Annotated in this window: 12 protein-coding genes; 1 reads left to right on the top strand and 11 read right to left on the bottom strand. The window is 47.9% G+C overall.

Annotated features, from left to right (window positions below):
- Window positions 1-4: 4 nt before the first annotated feature.
- On the bottom strand, window positions 5-1,636 hold the full coding sequence (locus LIZ87_RS07360) for a DUF6128 domain-containing protein (RefSeq protein ID WP_227146060.1): 1,632 nt from the start codon (window positions 1,634-1,636) through the stop codon (window positions 5-7).
- A gap of 180 nt (window positions 1,637-1,816) precedes the next feature.
- Between LIZ87_RS07360 and nagB the strand changes: the two genes are divergently transcribed.
- Window positions 1,817-2,548, top strand: coding sequence for a glucosamine-6-phosphate deaminase (gene nagB, locus LIZ87_RS07355; protein WP_178315745.1), 732 nt, complete (start codon window positions 1,817-1,819; stop codon window positions 2,546-2,548).
- 74 nt (window positions 2,549-2,622) lie between these two features.
- On the opposite strand, the gene LIZ87_RS07350 is transcribed toward nagB, so the two are convergent.
- The 10 genes from LIZ87_RS07350 to LIZ87_RS07305 all read right to left on the bottom strand — a co-directional run bounded on the left by LIZ87_RS07350 (window position 2,623) and on the right by LIZ87_RS07305 (window position 15,445).
- On the bottom strand, window positions 2,623-3,624 hold the full coding sequence (locus LIZ87_RS07350) for a LacI family DNA-binding transcriptional regulator (protein WP_178315742.1): 1,002 nt from the start codon (window positions 3,622-3,624) through the stop codon (window positions 2,623-2,625).
- 1 nt (window position 3,625) lies between these two features.
- On the bottom strand, window positions 3,626-4,684 hold the full coding sequence (locus LIZ87_RS07345; RefSeq protein WP_178315740.1) for a substrate-binding domain-containing protein: 1,059 nt from the start codon (window positions 4,682-4,684) through the stop codon (window positions 3,626-3,628).
- A gap of 11 nt (window positions 4,685-4,695) precedes the next feature.
- The gene (locus LIZ87_RS07340) at window positions 4,696-5,655 is read right to left on the bottom strand and encodes an ABC transporter permease (RefSeq protein WP_227146056.1); all 960 of its coding nucleotides are present in this window, start codon (window positions 5,653-5,655) and stop codon (window positions 4,696-4,698) included.
- Window positions 5,656-5,666: 11 nt separating this feature from the next.
- Window positions 5,667-7,175: a sugar ABC transporter ATP-binding protein gene (locus LIZ87_RS07335; RefSeq protein ID WP_178315736.1), complete on the bottom strand. Its 1,509-nt coding sequence runs from the start codon at window positions 7,173-7,175 to the stop codon at window positions 5,667-5,669.
- Between the two features lie 27 nt (window positions 7,176-7,202).
- Window positions 7,203-9,272, bottom strand: coding sequence for a hydantoinase/oxoprolinase family protein (locus LIZ87_RS07330; RefSeq protein WP_178315734.1), 2,070 nt, complete (start codon window positions 9,270-9,272; stop codon window positions 7,203-7,205).
- A gap of 21 nt (window positions 9,273-9,293) precedes the next feature.
- A complete protein-coding gene (locus LIZ87_RS07325) occupies window positions 9,294-11,078 on the bottom strand; it encodes a hydantoinase B/oxoprolinase family protein (protein WP_178315732.1) in 1,785 nt (594 codons plus the stop codon).
- 284 nt (window positions 11,079-11,362) lie between these two features.
- Window positions 11,363-11,911 (bottom strand): hypothetical protein, encoded by a 549-nt coding sequence (locus tag LIZ87_RS07320; RefSeq protein WP_178315730.1) that lies wholly within the window; start codon window positions 11,909-11,911, stop codon window positions 11,363-11,365.
- 17 nt (window positions 11,912-11,928) lie between these two features.
- Window positions 11,929-12,387 (bottom strand): MarR family winged helix-turn-helix transcriptional regulator, encoded by a 459-nt coding sequence (locus tag LIZ87_RS07315; RefSeq protein ID WP_178315728.1) that lies wholly within the window; start codon window positions 12,385-12,387, stop codon window positions 11,929-11,931.
- Window positions 12,388-12,490: 103 nt separating this feature from the next.
- Window positions 12,491-13,954 carry a UDP-N-acetylmuramoyl-L-alanine--D-glutamate ligase gene (gene murD, locus LIZ87_RS07310; RefSeq protein ID WP_178315727.1) on the bottom strand — a complete coding sequence of 488 codons (1,464 nt, stop codon included), beginning with the start codon at window positions 13,952-13,954 and terminating at the stop codon, window positions 12,491-12,493.
- A gap of 57 nt (window positions 13,955-14,011) precedes the next feature.
- The gene (locus LIZ87_RS07305) at window positions 14,012-15,445 is read right to left on the bottom strand and encodes a DUF6395 domain-containing protein (protein WP_178315724.1); all 1,434 of its coding nucleotides are present in this window, start codon (window positions 15,443-15,445) and stop codon (window positions 14,012-14,014) included.
- Window positions 15,446-15,462 lie beyond the last annotated feature (17 nt).

Here is a 15,462-nt window from a genome sequence, read left to right as displayed (position 1 = left end):
CGCACTAAGTATCCTGGTTCTCCATGCGGATATCGGTATACCAGTAGCCAAAGCGGCCGTCCTGTGACGGCTGCTTTTTTGACAGCACAAAATGAGGAAAGCCAAACATGGATGCCATGTATTTTTCATTGCTGTAATAATGCCCCGGAACGCCCAGGATATACCGGATACGGCCGCGGGACTCATCACCCACGCGCGCCAGGATCAGGTATCTGTAATTGTAATATCCGTGGAGAAGGAAGCTGTTGTTTCCATAATTCCATGTCTCACGTGGGAGAAGACCGATATCCTGAGGCTTAATCGTCAGGATCTCACAGCTTCCCGGACTGTCAAAGGCCTGGATCTTAGGGTAACGCTTACGGAAGCTGTCCCACAGGGCCTGGGGGCTCGTATTCTGCCTCTCCTCTAAGTCCAGACGCTCAAGCTCCTTGGGATTCCCCAAGATCATCTCCGGCTCCTCCTGGTGGAGGGTGGGAGGAGTAGCTTGGGCGGACTGTTCGGTTTGAACCGGTTTCGGCTGCAGCTCCGAGCGCTCGTTTGGCGCGGGCTGGGGCGGCTGTTCCGCCCGTCCGTTGGCGGCAGGCTGCAGAGGCTGTTCCTGCTGTCCGTTGGCGGCTGGCTGCAGAGTTTGTTCCGCCTGTTCGTTGGGCGCTAACTGCAGAGGTTGTTCCTCCTGTCCGTTGGCAGCTGGCTGCAGGGGCCGTTCCTGCTGTCCGTTGGCAGCTGGCTGCAGGGACTGTTCCTCCTGTCCGTTGGCAGCTGGCTGCGGCAGCTGTTCCTCCTGTCCGTTGACGGCTGGCTGCGGCAGCTGTTCCTCCTGTCTGTTGACGGCTGGCTGGGGCGGCTGTTCCTCCTGTCCGTTGGGCGCGGACTGCGGCGGCAATTCCAGCTGTCCGTTGACGGCTGGCTGCGGCGGCTGTTCCAGCTGTTCATTTGATCCGATCTGCGTCCACCACTCTGACAGGCCGCCCAAATTTTCCTCTGGCTGCCGGACTGCCTCCGGCATCATGTCCCGCCCTCGACTGCTTCCAGCCTCTTCGTTTTCCTCCATTCGGACTGGCTGTCCCATTTCCGGCGCTGGCTCTTTATTCTCCGAAGGTTCCTGATCCATTGCTGCATTTTCTTCTGCTGCCATGTCCATCCGGGATGCCTGCTCTGCCTCCCGTCTCTCCTCAGCCTCAAGCTCCCTGTTCAGCTCCTCCACCTTTTTATGTATCTGAGACTGGGAATCTCCTCTGTTCTGAGAAGTCAGGTCTGCGAGCTCGATCTCGGCTGCATGGGCAACTGCATCCTCCCATATGGTGGTGTAGGCCCTCCAGCTATCATTTTTTTCGTGGATCGTAAGCCCATAGCACCTGTCCATGCTGCAGCCGGAATCTGCTGCATTCTCCACAGCCACAGAGGCCCGGAACTCTCCCGCTCCTCCGCGGATGAATATATTTCCCAGATAGATCTCTTTTCCGGGAGCAAGCAGGTAGACGCCTAAGTCACTGCTTCCCATATACACCTTTTTCACATTCACACTAAGCTTGCACTGCCCATTTCTGGATTCGAGCTTTGCAAAGCCGATATTTTTACCCTTCACCTCGCCCTCGTAGGCATAGATATAGGATATTAATCTCCTATAATTCATCATACTTTCACTCCTCGCACCCTTACTGGCTAAAAGCGTGTTTGAACATTCATTCCTGCTTTTATAAATATTTTATGCATTTACCCCTTGAAAGTATGTTAAGAAAATGATATCCTATATTTAAGAAATAAAGAAAATTTTTTCCAAAACAGTATTTCACATGTAAGAAAGGTGGCAATTACTATGAGAATCTACAAGGCAAAGGATTACTATGATTTAAGCCGCAAAGCAGCCAACATCATTTCTGCTCAGGTCATCATGAAGCCTGACTGCGTGCTGGGACTGGCGACCGGTTCCTCTCCTATCGGGACCTACAAACAGCTCATTGACTGGTACAATAAGGGCGATCTCGATTTCTCCAGTGTACGGACTGTAAATCTGGATGAATACAAGGGCCTCACAAAGGACAACGACCAGAGCTATTACTATTTTATGTACAACAATTTCTTCAAGTACATCAATATCAACATGGCAAACACCAACATTCCTGACGGCACAGAACCCGACAGCCAGAAGGAGTGCGACCGCTACAACAAGGTCATTGCTGATCTGGGAGGAATCGATCTCCAGCTTTTGGGCCTGGGCCACAACGGTCATATTGGTTTCAATGAGCCCGATGCTGCCTTTGAGAAGGTAACTCACTGCGTAGACTTGACTCCCAGCACCATTGAGGCCAACAAGCGCTTCTTTGCAACCATTGACGATGTGCCCAAGCAGGCCTACACCATGGGAATCAAGACCATCATGCAGGCAAAGAAGATCCTTCTGATCGTAAGCGGTGAGGACAAAGCCCAGATCCTCCGCGATGTCCTCTACGGACCTGTTACTCCTCATGTTCCTGCTTCCATTCTCCAGCTTCACAATGATGTGACTCTTGTGGCAGATGAGGCTGCATTGTCGAAATGTGATTTCTAATATTCTGATTAAAGCCAATAATAGGGCAGGATTCCTTTGAATCCTGCCCCAACTTGTTGCTTCATATATCTTATTTAAGTAGACCCCCTAAAGATGATCTTTGCAGAAAGCATCTCATTATGCGGAATCACATTTTGTTCCAAAAGGCCAGATATTGCATCTACGCATAATCTGCACAAATCCTCTAAGCGGTTATCAATCGAAGTCAATTCTGGTTCGCAATATTCCGTAATATAGGAATTGTTGAACCCTATCACCCGGAGCTTCTCCGGTATCGGAATCAAATGTCTCTTTCCGAACTTCACCATTCCAGCCGCCAAATTGTCATCTGCAGTCACAGCCGCATCAAATTTGAGTCCTGTATCATAAACGCTGTCAATGAAATCTGCTATCTCATGTACATTGGTGATCTCGTTCGGACATAATACGCTGTATGTATTCCAATCCTTTCCATATGTTCTTGCCGCTTCATGAAACCCGGCGAGCTTTCTGATGCCGCTGTAAGACTTCTGATTATACATAAACAATACATTTTCCGAACCTGTTCTGTAGAGCCATTCTGTTGCTTCATATACCGCCTTTCGGTCGTCACAGGCAACGCTGTAAATATTTGGATATGACATACTGGCATTGATCAGTATGACCGGAATCCTGTCTGCCACATCGCGTATATACTGGTTCTGGGAATCGTCGCAATCCACGAAGCCTGAACCCACCAGTATCACTGCATCCACATTTTTCGCAAGCAGAAATTCCATCCGTTTTTTCTTATCTTCTACATTATAGCCCGTACAGCACAAGACCGTACTGTAATTCCTATCCCGCAGAAAATCCTCCAAATAATGGATCGCCTGGGCTAAGAACGGCGCCTTGCAGTCTGCTGCCAGAATTCCTACCATATTCATGGATTTTAAGGACAATCCCCGCGCAATTGCATTTGGCTGAAAGCCGTGCCTTCGTATTACCTCCAATACTGCAGTACGGGTCTTCTCGCTTACCTTCGCATTCCCGTTCAGGACACGTGATACTGTTGCTGTAGATACATTTGCTTCTTTTGAAATATCGTAAATATTCATTCTATTTTGCTGCCGCAATGCGGGCATTTGACTCCTCAATTTCTTTGTCTACATTACTCTGGTCAATATAAGAAACTCCTGCACTGATAAAGGTCGGGAAATTCCTGTCTCCCAGCAGATTATTATGCTCAATATAAAGCCCCATGCAGGCCCACCATCCCATATTGTAGCAGCCCTGGGCTATAGAACCCATTACCTTGCCTTCCTTTACCAGCTCAAGCTGTGCCGGATTTCTATCAAAACCAAAGACCGTAATATCGGATCTTCCCACCTGGTCGCAGCCCTGGGAAGCGCCAACTGCCTGTATTCCCAGTGAACAGAAGATTGCTGAAATCTCTGGATTTGCAGTCAATGCTGCAGCTGTTTTCGATGCCTGGTCGGCAATTTCTGCTGTTACACTGATCTCTGACACCACTTCCATACTTGGGTATTTTTCAGCCAGCGTTTCCTTAAATCCCTGAACACGAAGCTCACTGTTGTTCTGTCCGGCCCGCGTCAGTATCAGGACCTTTCCGGTTCCATTCATCGCTTCGCCCAAGCGTTCTGCGCCAAATGCTCCCGCTTCGATATTCTCAACGCCTACATTACAGATCCTCTTACTGTTCGGTGAATCAGGTCCTGTTGTAATGACTGGGATACCGCCATCCACAGCCTTATTGATAACATCAATATAAGCATCCGCATTAAATACATGGACTGCGATCCCGTCAGGTTCCATGGAAATCGCGCGTTCTACTGTATTGATATATTCTGTCAGGTCATTCTGGGAGGATCCCACATGAGCAGTGTTGACACCTAACATTTTACCACAATCTTCAAATCCTTCATAGACCATTAACATAAAATCATCGGTAGATTCGTAGGAACACCAGAGATAGGTCTGATCCCCAGGATTTGAAACTCCTCCAAATGCAGCCCCCGCAACTGCTTCTTTATCTGCTGTCTCTGCTGCCGCGCCTGTACTGCTGCTTGTTTCGCTCTCATTCGCTTTTGCACTGCATCCAGTGATACTCACACACCCTAATACAACCGCCATAACAATACTCAATACCTTCTTCATATTACCCTCCTTTAATTTCGTTTTGTTCTTTTGCTCACTGTATCGAAAACAATAACCACGATCAACAGTGCACTGCTGGCAAAATCCTGCCAATACACCGAAACGCCCAGCTGGATCAGCGCATTCGTAAATAAATGAATCATGATCAATCCCAGGATGGAACCAATGATATTTCCTTCACCTCCTGCCATACTGGTTCCACCAATAACAGCCGCTGTGATGGCTCGTCCCTCTGCCTGCAGGCCTAAGGTAGGAGTAGAAACTCCAAACCTCGCCGTTGAAAGCACACCTGCTATTGCAGCCAGCAGAGCCGAAATCACATATAATGCGATTTTTGTGTTCGTTACCTTAATGCCGGCCAGCTCTGCAGCTTTTGCATTACTTCCGACAAAATACACCTTTGCAAAAAATTTCGTCTTCATCAAGAGGAACTGGCAAATAATCGCAGCTATGATCAGCAGGATAAAGAATATGGGGACCTTACCAATATAGCCTGAACCCAATTTCCGGAAGACCGCAGCACTTTCTCCTGTTATGGGAATGGAATTTCCTGAGGAAACAACATAACACAATCCGCGGGCAACACCTTGCATACCAAGTGTGATGATAAACGGCAGAATGTTCAGTCTTGCCACAAGTGAGCCTGTGATCCATCCCAAAACCATGCTGAAAAGAAGGGCAAGCAGCGTGGCAAGCCAGATATTCATCCCATAATAGATATACATCTGCCCGATAAACATAGATGCCAGGCATTGGACTGCTCCCACAGACAGATCGATCTGTCCTGATATCAGAATAAACGTCATGGCCAGGGCCAGAAAGCCGTCTCCGCACAGTCCGATCGCAACGCTCATCATATTATTCACAGTAAGGAATGTCTGAGTCGTCATACCCATTACGATCATGATGACAGCAATGACACCCAAAACCAAAACCTCTCGCTTTTTCAAGATATTCTTATTTATTCTCATTGGCCAATCTCCTATTGCATCTTATTTGTACCAGTTGCATATTGGATGATATTATATTCCTCTATTTCCTCTCCTGACAGGATCCCCCTAAGTTCTCCGTCCTTCATCATCACGATACGGTCACATAACCCTATGATTTCCGGCATTTCAGAGGAAACCACAATAATACCGATTCCCTGCTCTGCTAAAGCCCTGACCTTTTTGTGGATCTCAGCCTTTGCATTCACATCAATACCTCTTGTGGGCTCGTCCAAAATCAATACCTTCGGCTCAACGCGCATGCACCTTGCAACAAGAACCTTCTGCTGGTTTCCTCCACTTAAACTGCTGATCGCCGCATCAATGCTGCTGGTTTTTATCCCATGGACAGCTACCGCTTCCACGGCCTTGCTGTCTTCATCTGCCGCATTTAACCAAAAGCCCTTCTCTTTGCACATATTTGAAACATACATATTTTTACACACAGATAATCCCGGAAATATTCCTGTCTTTTTTCTATCCTCTGTCAAATATGTGATTCCGTATTTCAATGCATCCTGATAGGACTTGACTACGATTTTCTTCCCGTTCAGCCAGATATCGCAGGAGCTCCTAGGATCGATTCCGCATAACGCTTTAAGCGCTTCACTCCGCCCGGCGCCAATCAAGCCGTAAAAGCCTAAAATTTCTTTTCTATATAAGGTAAAGCTTATGGGCTTTGAACGGCTTCCCAGCTTCAGATCACTGACCCGCAGCAGCTCGCCTTCTACACCGCTGCTCTTCTCAGGATAATAGGCAGATATCTCTCTTCCTACCATGTTGTTGACGATCTCTTCCATTGTAACGTCCTTTGATTGGAAGGTCGTGATCATATGTCCATCTCTCAAAATCGATACGGAATCACAGATTTGGAAGATCTCGCTCATTTTATGGGTAATATAAATGATGCTGATCTGCTGCGCCTTTAACTGGGCAATAATCTTAAACAGCATATCTACTTCATTTTCTGATAAAGAGGATGTCGGTTCATCAAAAATAATTATTTTTGCGTTTTGGGAGATTGCACGGACGATCTCGATCATCTGCTGGCTTCCTATTGTCAGATCCCCAACCTTGGTTTCCGGATCTACTGTCAGCGAAAAATTCTTAAGCAGATTCCTCGCATCTTCATTCAATTTTCTCTTATCGATGGTCCCATATTTTGTCATTGGAAGCCTGTCGGCGAATATATTGTATGCTACAGACAAATGTGTAAACATACTTAACTCCTGATGGACAAATCCAATTCCTGCTTTAATTGCATCTGTTGGTATGCGGAATTCCATTTTTTCTCCATCAATGTATATGGCTCCCTCTCCCATATCACATTCCAGAACTCCCCCTATGATATTCATCAAGGTAGACTTTCCTGCCCCATTTTCTCCTACAAGAGCGCGTACCTCTCCTGGCATAATGGAAAATGAAACATCTGTAAGAGCCTTTGTTCCCGGAAACGTTTTGGAAATGTGCTCAACTCTAAGCCTTTCTTTTTGTCCTTCCATGTTTTACTCCTCGTTTACAGCGCCTCATCAAAGCTTCATCATGGTAACTATCAGATTCCCCCATTTATCTACGATCGCTTTCTGGTCTGGATAGATCAGCGTCGTGGTATCTGCCTGTTCTACGATCGCAGGACCTATGATCACCTGTGAGGCTACCAATTCAGAACGGTCAAACACGTCGCATTCCGTCCATCCTGGACACTCATCAAAATATGCATTCCTCTTTCCAACCGGGACAGCCCATTCCCCTTCTCTCATTTTCTCTGTCTTCGGCACAGGCATAGGCTTTTGTGAAAACAAAATGCGGATCGCTGTAAATTCGATTGGAAGATTTCTAAATGCATGCTTATAAACATGTTCATGCTTTTGATGAAATCTCTCCTGCAGGATTTCCATCGCTCCTGCATCCAACTCCCCTGCTGCCTCTGGAAATGGAACCTCCAGCTCATAGGATTGGCCGACATACCGCATTTCTGCCGAATATACGATATTCATATGTTCTCTCGCAATACCCACGCTGCTTCTGGATTTTTCACAAAGGCGCTCTCCGTTCCTGACAGCTTCCTTCAGATGTTTATAATCTACACGGTCTGTCCTTGCGGAATATGTAACGACTTCCTCATGCTCAATATCTGCAGACAATAACCCCAAAGCTGCCATCACACCTGGTGTGGGAGGTACGATCACTTCCCTGAAATCTAAGAGCCGCAGCAGACTGCAGGCAGCAATAGGGCCTGCACCTCCCGAAGCAACAACTGAGAAATTGCGGGGATCGTATCCTTTTTTCACTGTCACCAGACGAACCTGGTCTGCCATATGGTTATGCATAATTTTATGGATTGCAGATGCCGCCCTGTAGATATCCATATGAAGCGGACCAGCTATTTTTTCCTCTATTGCCTGGCATGAAAGCTCCGGATCCAGTGCCACTTCTCCTCCGGCAAAATAATCCGGCCTTAAATATCCCATTACCAGACTGGCATCCGTGTAAGTCGGCTCTGTCCCTCCCTTTCCATAACAGGCAGGGCCAGGAGAAGAGCCGGCGCTCTGGGGACCCACTCTAAGCCAGCCTCCTGCATCAACCCAGGCAATACTACCGCCTCCTGTTCCGATCGTGCTGATATCCATCATTGCCTGCCTGCAGGGATAGGTACTGATCTTCCCATCTGTAAACAGCTTTGTCTCCCCATCCAGGATCACCGATACGTCATTGCTGGTTCCTCCCAGATCCAGGGTAAGAATATTCTTCCGCCCGGTCTGAAGAGCGATCTGCTTTGCCCCGATCACACCAGCTGCAGGACCTGACAACAGGGTAAGCACTGGTCTTGCCGCGCACATAGATGCGCTGGTCACGCCTCCGCGGGACTGCATAAGCTGAAGATTATTTTTTACTCCAAGCTCTGATAAATGAGTGGTCAGCTCCGTGATATAACGGTCCATTACCGGCCCTATATATGCGTCAAAGGCGGTTACTACTATTCGCTCATATTCACGGAAACGCGGATTTATCTGGGAGGAAATGGAAACGCGGATATCCGGGTATCTCTCTTTAATAATGTCCCTTGTCCGCTCCTCATTTTCCCTGTTAAAAAAAGAAAACAGGTAGCAGACAGCGATGGATTCCACCTTTTTCTCCTTTATAAGAAAATCTGCCGCTTTTATTACATCCTCCTCATTTAGCGGTTCAATCACATTGCCCTCTGCATCTACACGCTCTCTTATTTCCATGATCCGCTCACGGGGGCACAAAAAATCCGGTGTTTCAGAGTCAAAATGAACATTATAAAGCTCATTTCTGGTACCGCGGCCGATGATCAATACATCCCGGAAGCCCTTTGTGGTAAGGATTCCGATTTTCGCTCCCTTTTTTTCCAGAATCGCATTTGTCGCAACGGTAGTTCCATGCACCAGACGTTTTACATCTCCAGGACTTTCATGGCAGGTTTTCAGTATTTTATCCAAGCCTTCAAAAAAACCTTCTGAAAAGGCTCCCGGAGTGGACGGCACTTTCGTGACAGCCAGCTTCCCCGTCTCTTCACTTAAAGCCACAATATCTGTAAAAGTCCCCCCTATATCAATTCCCACAAGAACGCTCATTCTCACCTTTCCTCCGTTCCTCTATTCTTTTCCGAGCACGCCTCTGTCGTAGGTCCAGGTAATTGCTCCCCGCTTTATCCGCATCTCATCTCTTGTCACAATGGTTACTGCTTCATCCACCAGATTCGTCTTTCTGTCGATCGATACCCCATATTCCTGTTCTGCTGATTCATAAGTAACCCTTTCATCCAGAACATCCCTTAAAACCAGCTCTGGGGAGCGCTCAAGAGGATCTCCATATCCTCCGCCACCGGCACTCTCATATCCGATCTCATCTCCTGCATACAGCACATAATCTCCCTTTGACGGAATGGAAATGATCTCGCCGTTCTTTCTTTTAATGTATCCGGTCCCCACTTTCGCAGCATGTCCTCCGAATAATCCCCATGGTGGTACAAAAAATCCATCGCCGCGGAAGGTAAAGGATACCTCTCCATCCAGCAGCTTTATGACCTTAGAGGATCCTAAGCCGCCGCGGTATTTTCCTGCTCCTCCCGAATTATTTGCCAGTCCATAGTGCATTACTCTCAACGGACCTGACATCTCGAAGGCCTCCACAGGAATCGCCAGAACGTTCTGGCTGTCACTTGATATGGCATCAATGCCGTCCTTACCAGGTCTGGCTCCCAGGCCGCACATACCGTTGTCATTGGAGACAAAGGATTTCTTGCTGCCAGGATCGTATCCTCCTATGTACAGCAGGGGCGCATATGCACCGGAGCAGGCATTTACCATCTCAGGCTTTGCCTTTGCCAATGCGCCCAGACAAGTGCTGGATAATAACTGTACAGTCAATCCCCGCGCGCCTGTGGGAGCCGGCTTCACAGCATTGACAATGCTTCCCTCCGGCATGATGCATCTTATCATCCGGAAACAGCCGTCATTTGTGGGAATTGCCTCTCCTCCTGTGATTACCTTCACCGCATATTCAACTGTACTTAAGGTACATGCTCTCACACAGTTGATAGGGCCCTTTGTCTGGGGGCTGCTCCCCGTAAAATCAAACAGAATATCTGACCCCTTCAGCGTAACAGCTAATTGAAGGGTTATCTGCTTATCAAACTCCACTCCGTCATTATCAATGTACCCTGTAAATGTATAAACTCCATCCGGTATCTCCTCCAGGGCTTTCCTCGTCAAGGCCTCTGCGTGATCCAAAAGTCCTTCTATGGTATCAAGGAATACCTCTTTACCATATTCATCACAGAGAGCCGTGATTCGCTCAATTCCCACCTTTCCGCAGGCAACCTGTGCATGGAGGTCTCCCATTACTTCATCCGGAATACGTACATTCTGCTTGATGATCTCGTGGATATCGCGGACCGGCACTCCTCCGTCATAAAACTTAAGCGGCGGCAGGCATAAGCCCTCCTGGAACATAGATGTGGCTGCTGTAGAAACTCCGGGGGTAATGCCTCCTGTATCAGCCAAATGTACCATGCTGGCTGCAAAGGCAATCACCTCGCCCTCATAAAATATCGGCATCAGCACAGTCACGTCCGGTATATGAGAACCGCCGTTAAAGGGGTCATTCTGCAGGTAGACATCTCCCTCCTTTGCCTCTGAAACAGGAAAAACCTTTAAAATAGCGGGAACAGAAGAAGAGAGGAAGCCTAATTGACATGGCATGGCATCTGACTGTGCAATGGTTCTGCCCTTTGCATCAAAAATAGCTGTTGAAGCGTCCTTCATTTCTTTTACAATAACGGAAAATGCCATTTTTAAAAGGGAATCTTCCATCTCATTCGCAATGGACTGAAGGCGGTTATTAATTACCTCCATTATGATTGGATCTTTTTTCTTCATCTGTTCCTCCTTTTCGCTTTATAACTGTATTTATAATTGAAACCGGTTACAATATTATGTGAAACCGCTTACATTTGTAATGTATCATACGCCTGTACAATTTGTCAATATTTTTCTTTTAAAAATGCAAATTTTTAGAGTTTTTTGTTTTTAATTTATCAATTTCTAAAAACCCCCTCTCTTTATAAGATTTCGATAGATATCTCATGTGTTTTTTCAAAAAAATAACAGAGTATGCTCTGCACATACTCTGCTATCTTCCTTTACATAGACTGTTATAATTTCTATTCTACCATCTCATAATCCACCACATAACTGAGATCCTCTGCTCCCGGAAGAACCTCACCATTTACCGTAACTGTGAGCCCTGCCAGCTCAAAGTTTTCAATGAAGGTATTGCCGATCTCTACCAGGAACATGGTATCGGAAACGCCCTCGGCGTTTTCTGCCTGGTTTAGATCCAGGGTTCCCTTGGAGGCCTCCTCCTCGCCTTCAATGGAAAAGCTGTTGACCATGGTTCCGTCTGTGAATATGCCGTACTCCATCATCCTGCTCACAAGCAGCTGGGCGTCAAGGCCTTCTGTGTCCAGAGAATCCATTTCCTGTACAAGACTGTCTCCATTTCCCTTGTGATAGATGGAAATGATGGCTACCGGCATTACATTGGGATCCGGGACTTTATCGCTTGCTCCGCCTGTGCTCTGGGGAATCTCCGGTGCCTCCGCCTTTGCAGCTGCGGCTGTCTCATTTTTCTGTTTTTCTGTTGTCGGCGTACAAGCTGCCAGTGATATTGCCATCATAGCTGCCATAACGCCTATTAACCATTTCTTCATAATTGAAAATGCCTCCTTTAGTGCTCTTCAAAACTTCTAAACCAGGAATTCAGCTTTTTCAGCGCCTTTACAAGGGCCTCCAGTTCTTCTTTTGTCAATTCCTCCACCACGCCGTTTATCATCTGCTCATGGAATTTCTTGTGGTGTTCATAAGCTTTTCTTCCTTGTTCTGAAAGGGAGATATAGACCACTCTCCGGTCCTCACTTCCGCGCTGGCGTACCACATATCCCTTTTTCACCAGACTGTTCATGGAGATCGTCAGCGTCCCCACAGTAACAGACAATTCCTTGGCGATGGATGACATGTTCTTCGGCGTTCCAATACCGATTGCTTCGATCACATGCATATCGTTATTGGTAAGGTTTCCGAACTCCTGGTTGATGATCGCCTTCTGTTCCAGATCATTGATATCACGGAACAACTTTACCAGGACTTCGTTCAGCGTTTCGTAAGTTCCCACATTTTTCCCTTTCATTTTACTTTTAAAAGCTTCTTACTGATTGTACAGTATTTTAATTGTTCGCACAAGCCCCAAAATCCTTATAAAATTCTTAAAAGCCTGTGATTTTTTTGTGTCTTCAGCCAAATACCAGGCGGGCAAAAACCTTGCCCCGCTCTTCAAAATTTTTGAATATCCCGTAGCTGGCTGCTGCAGGGGAGAGCACCAGGCTGTGTCCGGGGCGGGTAAGCTGCTGCCCCAGCCTGACTGCATCCTCCAGATGCTCTGCCAATACCAGACGGGACGGCTTCCCAAAATCCGGATAGTTGTTCCTGATCTCCTCATAGATCCTCTTCCCTGTGGCTTCCATAAGGATAATATGAGGAACCGGGCACTGGGATAAAAATCCGATCAGCTCTCCGTAATCGATCCCCCGGTCCATTCCGCCGATCAGAACAGTATCTGTATCTGTCAGCGTCCTAAGCGCCTGGATGGTTGTATCACAGATGGTGGAAATAGAGTCGTCATAGTAACGGATGCCGTCCTTTACTCCCAAAAGCTGGAGCCTGTGAGGCAGGGGCTCATAGGTCTTAAGGCCCTGTGTGAATACCTCATCCTCCATTCCCAAAAGGCTGCACACCACATAGGCAATGCCGATATCAAAATAATTGTGCTGGCCTAAAAGCTTGATCTCGTTCACCGGGATGCTATAACGCCTTCCCTCAAAGGCAATGACGGTCTCTGTGCCGGACTGGATGACCTCCATGCCGGAAAATGCCTCTCGGTTTTTTGCTGCAGCTGAGCCGCCTGTATTTCCAAAGCCTTCCTCTGTCTTTGAGCTGGCTGCAGCCCTCAGGCTTCCACCGGCTCTCTCCCCATATTCCTCTTCCTTCTGCTCCCTCACAGCCGCCTCTATCAGCCTGGAGGAACAGGTTCCCTCCTTCGGAAGGCACTGCACATTGCAGATCAGGATGTCGGATTCCTTCTGATTTGTAAATATATGGTGCTTTGCCTCCACATATTTTTCCATGGTCCCATAGTGATCCAGATGCTCCTCATGGATATTTACCAGGATCCCGATATGGGGGGAAACTGTCATATATTCCAGCTGGTGGCAGGACAGCTCAAACACGATCCTTGTGTCCGGCCCCACCTCCTCTATGTGGTCAAAGGCCGGGATCCCGATATTCCCAGCCAGAAGGGTATCCATACCCGCTGACTTCAAAAGATGATACAGCAGCGTAGTGATCGTACTCTTTCCCTTTGTCCCGGTGATCCCTATGATCTGGTCCCGAAAGCAGTGGAAAAATACCTCTGTCTGGGATAGGATCCTGCAGCGGTACTCCTCTGCCGGGCGCTCCAGCACGATCCCCGGACTTTTGAACACTACGTCATAGTTATCCAGACATTTCTGATAATCCGGACCGGATATCCACAATGTTTCCTCATCCGGCAGCTTTCCCGGGGATGAAATGTCTGCGATATCCAGCTTTTCATAGCCTCCCAGCTTCTTTAACAGATGAAAGGTGGACTGTCCTTCCCGTCCAAAACCTAACAGCAGCACACGCTTGCCCTTGATCCAGGGCTCTATCTTCTCGATCACGTTTCTTTCTCCTTTAGCCTTGCTGTGAAAGTCCTGCCGCCTTCAGGCGGCATATATTCAGGTATGCCAAATGCGCCCGCCTGAAACAGCGCATTTTTCCCGCACCAGCATCTCCCACTCTGCCGGAACCAGGTTGTTCTCATCAAAATAGGCGGAAAACCTGTCCCCGGCAGGCTTGCAGGCATCATACCTGCCTGCTTCCTTATAGTAGGAAAGAAGAGCCGGAAGCTCCTCTCCTGCCCCGGTGAGCTTATCGATGGTCATAACTATGGCCGTGTTGATCTCATCCCTGCTGCCCACACATTCAAAGGGCTTTTCCTCCTGAAGCCCGATGAGCTGCTCTAAGGTCTCCTGCATGGAGGTATCCTCCAGCATATCCCTGCCGAAGATGTCCTTCAGCTCCTGCCTGGACAGGAATGGCGACAGGATCAGGTACACGAACAGGCACTTGGGGCAATGGCCGCACCAGCTGTCCGTCTTGCTGCCTGCATTGCAGCTTCGGAAAATGGCATGGTACTGCTTCTGCTTTGCAAAATATCTGGCGATCTGAAATTCGCTTAAGGGCCTGAGCATACTGAAATAGTAGGCGCTCTCCGGCAGATATGCCATCTGGTAGCGGTGAAAATCCTCCTCAAATTTAAAGCTCTTAGAATACTGGTGGTTCACCGTGGTCCCCTGGACCGTACTCTCATTGGCGCTGGATTCATTTGACAGGGCAATATAGGAAAGGCCCTGCATGTAAGCCGCAATGATGCTCGAAAAGGCTACCAGGGCGGAAAAAGGCGTATGTCCGTTTAAATACCCCTGCTTATTGAGCTCCAGCATATTTTTATCCAATGTGCGCTTTACGCAGATCACATGCTCCTCATCCAGCCCCGCTGCCTCTGTCGTATGGATGGTAGCCCCTCTGGGGTTGATGATGTAGGCAAACAGCGGCACTCCCGCACTGCGCAGAAGCTCCAGGGTCACAGCGGAATCCTTGCCTCCGCCGATGGGGACAAGGACGCCATTCCCGGCCTCTGAAAGAAGTGTATCCTTTGAAAAGCGGGCTGCGGCATTAACGGTATCAGCTGTATCGTAAGCCTTTCCTCTGCAGATGATCTCCATGAAATCCTCCGCGTCCGCCTCCTCAATGTGGTTCACATAAAAAAACTCGCCTAATCCGTTAAAATAAAGGTCCTTCCACCAGGCGATCTGCTCCTTATCCAGAGTCCCGGCTTCTATCACCACTTCCGGGGAGCAGGTGATCTTCCAGTAGCTTACCAGCTCCACCATTCCTAAGGAAAATACCATTTTCCTCATCTCTTCCCTGCTGCTCCACTGACAGCTGTCTTCCTTCTTCTTCGGGAACCTCCACTCAGGTGCAAAGGCGGCAAGGCCTTCTATCTCAAAATGGAAGGTGAATTTACATTCAGAAGCATTTTCCTCTATCTCATATCCTCTGTAAAAGAAACGCGGGTATTCCTTTCGCAGTTTTTGGTACTGTTCCATATATGTCCTCTTTTCTC

Source organism: Lacrimispora sp. 210928-DFI.3.58 (assembly GCF_020554865.1).
Classification (GTDB): Bacteria; Bacillota; Clostridia; order Lachnospirales; family Lachnospiraceae; genus Enterocloster.
This window is presented reverse-complemented; position numbering and strand designations above follow the sequence as displayed.

Coding starts and splice junctions, on each gene's coding strand:
- LIZ87_RS07350 (WP_178315742.1), bottom strand. CDS start 3,624: ATGAATATTTACGATATTTCAAAAGAAGCAAATGTATCTACAGCAACA.
- LIZ87_RS07335 (WP_178315736.1), bottom strand. CDS start 7,175: ATGGAAGGACAAAAAGAAAGGCTTAGAGTTGAGCACATTTCCAAAACG.
- LIZ87_RS07345 (WP_178315740.1), bottom strand. CDS start 4,684: ATGAAGAAGGTATTGAGTATTGTTATGGCGGTTGTATTAGGGTGTGTG.
- nagB (WP_178315745.1), top strand. CDS start 1,817: ATGAGAATCTACAAGGCAAAGGATTACTATGATTTAAGCCGCAAAGCA.
- LIZ87_RS07340 (WP_227146056.1), bottom strand. CDS start 5,655: ATGAGAATAAATAAGAATATCTTGAAAAAGCGAGAGGTTTTGGTTTTG.
- LIZ87_RS07330 (WP_178315734.1), bottom strand. CDS start 9,272: ATGAGCGTTCTTGTGGGAATTGATATAGGGGGGACTTTTACAGATATT.
- LIZ87_RS07320 (WP_178315730.1), bottom strand. CDS start 11,911: ATGAAGAAATGGTTAATAGGCGTTATGGCAGCTATGATGGCAATATCA.
- LIZ87_RS07315 (WP_178315728.1), bottom strand. CDS start 12,387: ATGAAAGGGAAAAATGTGGGAACTTACGAAACGCTGAACGAAGTCCTG.
- LIZ87_RS07305 (WP_178315724.1), bottom strand. CDS start 15,445: ATGGAACAGTACCAAAAACTGCGAAAGGAATACCCGCGTTTCTTTTAC.
- LIZ87_RS07325 (WP_178315732.1), bottom strand. CDS start 11,078: ATGAAGAAAAAAGATCCAATCATAATGGAGGTAATTAATAACCGCCTT.
- LIZ87_RS07360 (WP_227146060.1), bottom strand. CDS start 1,636: ATGATGAATTATAGGAGATTAATATCCTATATCTATGCCTACGAGGGC.